Genomic DNA, 6672 nt, shown 5'->3' with positions numbered 1-6672 from the left:
GGCCCCACGAGCCCCAGAGCGCCCCGCTCCTTGTGCGCGAGCAGCATCGCCCGCACCGCATCCTCGTAGGGAGCCGCCGCGTGCACCACCGGCAGCCCGGACGGCCGGGAACCGGGACTCACCCGGCACGGCGCGGCCCCGCACAGGGCGTCGCGGCACTCCGCGCAGAGCGCCGCGCGAGGCCTGCCACAACCTCCGCACTCGGTCGGCAGCACCAGATCGGTGAGGTCCTGCCACCACCCCGGCATGCCCACCACTGTGCCAAGGCGCGAGCGGCACTGCCACCCCTGTGGACAACCGCCTGTGGACAACTCCACGGCGCGGAAGAGGCGTTACCCGGGATAGACCGGCGCCGTCCCCTCCTTGACCACCGTCTGCCACTGCGCACCCGTCGGCAGCCGTACGATCCCGTCGTCCGAGTGCGCCACCAGCGGCTGCCGCTCGTCCTCGGACGCGGCGATCTCCTTCACGCCGGTGAGGCCGGGCAGCGGCGCGGCGGCGGGCACCGAGCCGTCGCACTGGACGTACCGCATCTGCTGCACACCGCCGGACTCGCGCCCGACCACCACGAGGCGGCTGCCGCCCGCCCACGACATGGCGGTGACCTCCTCCATCTGCGGTGCCGCCTGGCGCAGTCCGTCCACCGAGATGGCCGGCTGCTCGCCCTTGGCGCCCGTCCGTTCGACACGGCCGATCCGCAGGGACCTCTTGCCGTCCTTCTTCACCAGAAGCGCGATCCGTACGCCGTCGGCCGACACCCGCACCGCCTCGATCCGTCCGTCGAGGCCTGAGATCTTGACCGGCACCGGTTCTCCCGCGCCCTGAGCCAGCCAGAGCAGCCGCGGCCGCTTCGGGTCGCGGTCAGCCACCCAGAGGTCGCCACGGCCGTCCCAACTGGGCGTGGAGAGACCGTCCTTCTCCGACTTGGCCTTGCTGCGCACCTCCGGCTTGCCGAGCGGACCCTCGGAGACCAGCGACCCCATGTACAGCGAGCGCCCGTCGAGCGACACCCCGGCCGCCCGCTCCTCGTCCCGCGACACGGCGGCCGAACGCAACGGCTGCTCACCACTGCCCAACTGCCCCTGCACGGGCACCGGATCGGCCTTGGCCCGGGCGCTGGCCGGCATCCGCACAAGGCGCCGCTTGTCGTCGACGAGGTACTGGAAGTCGGGGTGGTCCGCGGTCCTGCGCGAGGCGACGGACTCGGCCCGGTCCTTGCTCAGGACACACAGCTGCGAGCCGTTGCGGCGCTGCAGCTCCACCTCCTCGACGCCGGACGACGTCAGGTCCTGGAGCGTGAACAGCAGTTGAGCGGCCATCTCGGTGCACCGCTCCTGGCCTATGGGATCGGCCTTCCCGTTCAGCGGCACCGTCAGCTTGCCCTGGTCGTCGGGCGCCAGCGTCCTGGTGTCCTCCTTGAGCCGCGTACCCGTCGGGAAGCGCGTGCCCACGACCTGCTTGAGCCAGGTGGTGGGGCCGTCGAGCAGCGCCTTGACGGTCTCCGTCACGGGGTCTATTCGCTGACGTATGTAGACGGGGTCGGCGACGAGTCCTTCCTGGCCGCCACCGGTCGCACCGGACGAACGCGTCGCGAAGTAGTACTTGTTGACGGACCAGTAGATGCGCTGGAAGTCGGACTGCCCGAGCACGACGCCCTGGGGCACCTGGTCGATCCGCCACTCCTTGCCACTCGGCCCGTCCTGCTGGGTGAGGTGGACCATCTGGCTGTACGGGGCGTTGTCGAGCTGGTACGCGTGCTCCTTGTCGACCGTCGCGACCGTGCGCCCGGTCAGCGGGAAGACACGGCCGGCCTCACCGCGGTTGCCGACACCGCCGTCCCCGACACTGCCCGAACCCGTGCTCGGCCCGTTCTCCAGCACCGTGGTCCGCAGATCCGGGTTCCAGCTCTTGGACGCTTCCTTGGTCAGGTACTTGCGCGCCATCGCGAATTCCGGGTCGTCGCTGGTCAGCGCCTCTAGGAAGCCCTGGACTATCTCCACGGGCGCCGCGTCCTCACCCGGCGGCATCGCGTAGACCCGGACCTGCGACTGCGAGTCAGGGCGCTGGGAGGCGTCGACCGCCTTCAGGTTGCCGCTGTCGGGCATCGAGGCGCAGCCCGCGAGCAGCACCCCGCAGGAGCCGAACAGCAGACCGGCCCGCAGTGGACGGACCCGCGGTGGACGCCGGTGCGCGCGGCGATCGTGGTCAGCGCCCACGAGAGGCCTCCCCTTCCCTGGCGGGATCCGTTTCCGTCTCGCTCGCGTGATCCGCTTCCGTCACGCTCGCGTGCCCCGCTTCCGTCGCCGGTTCACCGGCGCTCCGGGCCGCCTCGGACGCGGGGCCACCGGCCTCCTCGTTCCGCGGCGTGTCGTCGTCCAGCGGCCGCCGCGGCACGACACGCGCACCGCTTCCCGGCAACGCCGTCGGGTCCACCGTCGCGCCGGGCGGTACGAGGCGCGGCGCTGTCGGCGCCCTCGCCGGAACCGGCGGCGGCACCCGCTCCGCCCCCGACGGCTGCGCCGGCACCGTGGCGAGCTTGTTCGCGCCGCCGAGCGGGAGCCCCGCGTCGTTCAGACCACGGTGGCGCCGCGAATCATCGGGCTCCAGCGGTATCGGCGAGCCACGCAGCGCCTCGTCCGCCGTGCGCGGCAGCGTCAGACGGAACTGCGAACCGCCGCCAGGCTCGCCCCACGCCTGCAGCCAGCCGCCGTGCAACCGTGCGTCTTCAAGAGCGATGGAGAGCCCAAGGCCCGTACCACCGGTGGTACGCGCGCGTGCCGGGTCGGCCCGCCAGAAGCGGCTGAACACCCGGGTCGCCTCGCCGGGCTTGAGCCCCACTCCGTAGTCCCGCACCGCGACCGCGACCGCGCCGCCCGCCACCGCGAGCCGCACCACGACGTCCTGCCCCTCGCCGTGCTCCACGGCGTTGACCACGAGGTTGCGAAGGACACGCTCCACACGGCGCGCGTCTGCCTCGGCGACCACGGGCTGCTGGTCCCCGACGATCCGTATGTGCGTCCCCTTGCGCTCCGCAAGCGGCTCCGCGCCGCCCACGACCCGTCGTACGACCTCACGCAGGTCTATCGGCTCGGCCTCCAAGGCCGCCGCGCCCGCGTCGAACCGGCTGATCTCGAGCAGATCCGCGAGCAGCGTCTCGAACCGGTCCAGCTGATCGGCGAGCAGCTCGGCCGACCGCGCGGTCACCGGATCGAAGTCCACGCGCGCGTCGTGGATGACGTCGGCCGCCATCCGCACGGTCGTCAGCGGCGTACGCAGCTCATGCGACACGTCCGAGACGAACCGCCGCTGCATCCGCGAGAGCTCCTCCAGCTGCTGGATCTTCAGCTGGAGGTTCTGCGCCATCTTGTTGAAGGCCTCACCGAGCCGCGCGATGTCGTCCTCTCCGGTGACCTTCATACGTTCCTGAAGGCGCCCGGCGGACAGCCGCTCCGCGATGCCCGCGGCCATCCGCACCGGCGTCACGACCTGGCGCACCACCAGCCAGGCGATGGCACCGAGCAGCACCACGACGAACAGACCCGCGGTGGCGAGCGTCGTCCTGACGACGCCGAGCGACTCCTCCTCCTGCGTCAGCGGGAAGAGGTAGTACAGCTGGTAGGGCTTGCCGTTCAGGTCGTTCAGACGCTTGCCGATGACGAGGCCGGGCTGGGCTTCACGGCCGTCGTTGAAGACGATGCGCGTATTGCTCTGATATGCCCTGGAGCCCTTGTCGACGCTGTCGCGCAGCGACTCGGGCACGCTCTGGATCGGGTCCACGCCCCCGGAGGCACGCGGCCCGCGCACGCTGGCGTTGCCCGGCGTGGACGTCGGGCTCAGCGTCACCACGTTGAACGCGCTCTGGCCGCCGCTGGAGAGCTGCTCCACCAGGTCGGACATCCACACGGCGGTGGGCGGCGTGGCCCCGCCGTCGGGCGAGCCGCCGCTGTCCTGGCCTGAGCGCGGCCGGGCGGAGTTCGCCTCGTCCTGAGCGGCCCGGAATCCACCGTCGGCCTGGCTCTGCGAGGCCTTCACCTTGGCCTTGAGCAGGCCGTTGTTCACGGAACTCATGACGGCGAAGCCCAGCATCAGCACGACACCGAGCGACATGAGCAGCGTCGTCACGACGACCTTCAGCTGGATGTTGCGCCGCCACAGCCGCACGGCGGGCAGCAACGGACGCCGCACCCAGCGCACGAAGAGCCTCAGGACGGGGCTGCCCTGCACCCCGTCCTGCAACAGCAGACCGCCGTCGAGGAGCCGTGCGAACGTAGAGCCGCGCCGCCCCGGTCCTGAGCTCCGGGCCCCTCCGGTCAGCGCCCCTCCAGTCCGCCCCGAGCGGCCACCCGGTGCCCCGGGCGGTACGGGGGAACTGTCCCGGGACACGTCAGCTCGGTCCGGCCTTGTAACCGACACCACGGACGGTCACCACGATCTCCGGCCGCTCCGGGTCCCGCTCGACCTTCGAGCGCAGCCGCTGGACGTGCACATTCACCAGACGGGTGTCGGCCGCGTGGCGGTAGCCCCAGACCTGCTCGAGCAGCACCTCACGCGTGAACACCTGCCACGGCTTGCGGGCCAGCGCGACCAGCAAGTCGAACTCCAGCGGGGTCAGCGCGATCGACTGCCCCTCCCGCTTCACGGAGTGCCCCGCCACGTCGATGATCAGGTCACCGATGGTCAGCTGCTCCGGCGCGGGCTCCTCGGACCTCCGCAGCCGCGCCCTGATGCGGGCCACGAGCTCCTTCGGCTTGAAGGGCTTCACGATGTAGTCATCGGCGCCGGACTCGAGCCCGACCACCACGTCCACGGTGTCGCTCTTGGCCGTGAGCATGACGATCGGCACCCCGGACTCCGCCCTGATCAGGCGGCACACCTCGATGCCATCACGGCCCGGCAACATCAAATCCAGCAGTACAAGATCCGGCTTTGCCTCCCTGAAAGCGGCCAGCGCCTTGTCGCCATCAGCTACGAACGACGGCTCAAAACCTTCACCACGCAGCACAATCCCGAGCATCTCGGCCAGTGCGGTGTCGTCGTCGACGACAAGGACTCGTCCCTTCATGCCTGACATCATCCCATTAGCTCATCGTTACCTGGCGTGACCTGGCACACAGCTCGCCCAGGCCCCCTGCTGTCACGGGCGACACGACGCCCTCCTCGGTGACGATCGCCGTCACCAAGTCCGGCGGTGTCACATCGAACGCGGGGTTGTACGCCTGAGTCCCCAGAGGTGCCACCGCGATCCCGCCTCCCGTTTCCAGCCCGGCCATCGGCACATAGGGTGCCGTGACCTCCGTCACTTCATGACTCGCCCGCTGCTCCACCTCGATGGACGCTCCGTCCGGGGTGTCCGGGTCCACGGTCGTGACCGGAGCCACCACGATGAACGGAACGTGGTGGTAGCGGGCAAGGACAGCGAGCGGATAGCTCCCCACCTTGTTGGCCACCGAACCGTCGGCCGCGATGCGGTCGGCGCCGATCAGTACGGCATCCACCTCACCCGCCGCGAACAGCGACCCCGCCGCGTTGTCCGTAAGCAAGGTGTACGCCATTCCGGCCCGCGCCGCCTCATACGCGGTCAGCCTCGAACCCTGCAGCAAGGGGCGCGTCTCGTCCACCCAGAGCCTGCGCAGGTGCCCCTTCCGGTGTGCGGCAAGGGCCACAGCGAACGCCGTGCCCTCTCCGCCGGAGACCAGCGCCCCCGTGTTGCAGTGGGTGAGGATCCGGTGACCGCCGCCCGGCAGCATCTCGTCGAGCAGCGCCAGACCGTGCACCGCCATCCTCGCGCTTGCCTCGGCGTCCTCCCGGTGCAGCGCCCGCGCGGCAGCCAGCGCCGCGGCGCCCGCCCGCTCCTGATCGGCCCCGCCCGCGACCGCCGACCGGTAGGCCGTCAGGGCCCTGCGTACGCCATAGCCGAGGTTGACAGCGGTGGGGCGGGCCCCGGCAAGGGCGCCCGCCGCCTCGTCCACGTCGAAGCCGCGTACGGCGGCCAGCGCGACGCCGTACGCGCCGGCGATGCCGAGCAGCGGCGCCCCTCGGACGGCCAGCGTGCGGATCGCCTGCACCAGGGCGGGCGCGTCCGTGCACACCAGCTCGGTCTCCTCGCCGGGCAGCCTGGTCTGGTCGAGGAGGACTGGTACGGGGCCCTCCGGCGGCTCGGCCCAGCGGATCGCCGGGATCGCCGCGGTCTTCGCGTCCACTGGGTTCGCTGAGCTCATCGAGGTCTCGGTCGGCCGTTTGTCCTCGCCGGATTGCGCGTACTGATCAGCCATCCGCCCAGTCTGCCCCGTACCTCACGGACAATTGAAGGTGTGCAGCCCATACGCTGCCCGGTCACCGCAAGGGCGTGCCATGGCACGATGGCTGCCAACCGGCCGCCGCGACCGCGGACGGGCACCGTGAAGGAGCGACGATGAACGACACTCCGGGCTGGGCTTCGCCCGGATCTGCCCCCTCCGACGACGGACAGGACTCCGGCAAGCGCGAACCCGCCGAGCCCGCGGACCAGGGTCCGCCCTCGAAGTGGTCCAAGGAGCAGCCGCCGCCCGCCCAGTGGTCCGCCCCCAGCCCGCCGGCATCCGGCCAGACCCCGCCTCCGCCGCCCCCTCCGCCCGGCGGCGGCAGTGGTGGCTGGGGCGGCGGACGCCCCGGTGGCTCCGGCCCTGGTGGACC

At 71.4% G+C, this 6672-nt stretch carries 4 protein-coding genes and 2 pseudogenes; 1 reads left to right on the top strand and 5 read right to left on the bottom strand.

Annotated elements, in window-relative coordinates:
• The 5 genes and pseudogenes from ABD378_RS40615 to mtnA all read right to left on the bottom strand — a co-directional run.
• Positions 1–248 (bottom strand): annotated as a pseudogene (locus ABD378_RS40615) (ComF family protein); the annotation flags it as partial.
• An 84-nt stretch (positions 249–332) separates the two neighbouring features.
• Positions 333–2216: an LpqB family beta-propeller domain-containing protein gene (locus ABD378_RS40610; protein ID WP_386544869.1), complete on the bottom strand. Its 1884-nt coding sequence runs from the start codon at positions 2214–2216 to the stop codon at positions 333–335.
• A complete protein-coding gene (gene mtrB / locus ABD378_RS40605; protein ID WP_344529882.1) occupies positions 2206–4383 on the bottom strand; it encodes an MtrAB system histidine kinase MtrB in 2178 nt (725 codons plus the stop codon). Before mtrB ends, ABD378_RS40610 begins: the two co-directional genes overlap by 11 nt.
• A gap of 1 nt (position 4384) precedes the next feature.
• Positions 4385–5074 (bottom strand): two-component system response regulator MtrA, encoded by a 690-nt coding sequence (gene mtrA, locus ABD378_RS40600; RefSeq protein ID WP_344529880.1) that lies wholly within the window; start codon positions 5072–5074, stop codon positions 4385–4387.
• A 4-nt stretch (positions 5075–5078) separates the two neighbouring features.
• Positions 5079–6272 carry an S-methyl-5-thioribose-1-phosphate isomerase gene (gene mtnA / locus ABD378_RS40595; protein WP_344529878.1) on the bottom strand — a complete coding sequence of 398 codons (1194 nt, stop codon included), beginning with the start codon at positions 6270–6272 and terminating at the stop codon, positions 5079–5081.
• 140 nt (positions 6273–6412) lie between these two features.
• Between mtnA and ABD378_RS40590 the strand changes: the two are divergent.
• Positions 6413–6672: pseudogene (locus tag ABD378_RS40590) on the top strand (hypothetical protein); the annotation flags it as partial.

It is taken from the genome of Streptomyces rectiviolaceus (genome assembly GCF_039533825.1).
In the GTDB taxonomy this organism is placed as follows: Bacteria; Actinomycetota; Actinomycetes; order Streptomycetales; family Streptomycetaceae; genus Streptomyces; species Streptomyces rectiviolaceus.
This window is presented reverse-complemented; position numbering and strand designations above follow the sequence as displayed.

Excerpts from the sequence above, each read along its gene's own strand:
- mtrA (WP_344529880.1), bottom strand. The coding sequence starts at position 5,074 with ATGATGTCAGGCATGAAGGGACGAGTCCTTGTCGTCGACGACGACACC.
- mtnA (WP_344529878.1), bottom strand. The coding sequence starts at position 6,272 with ATGGCTGATCAGTACGCGCAATCCGGCGAGGACAAACGGCCGACCGAG.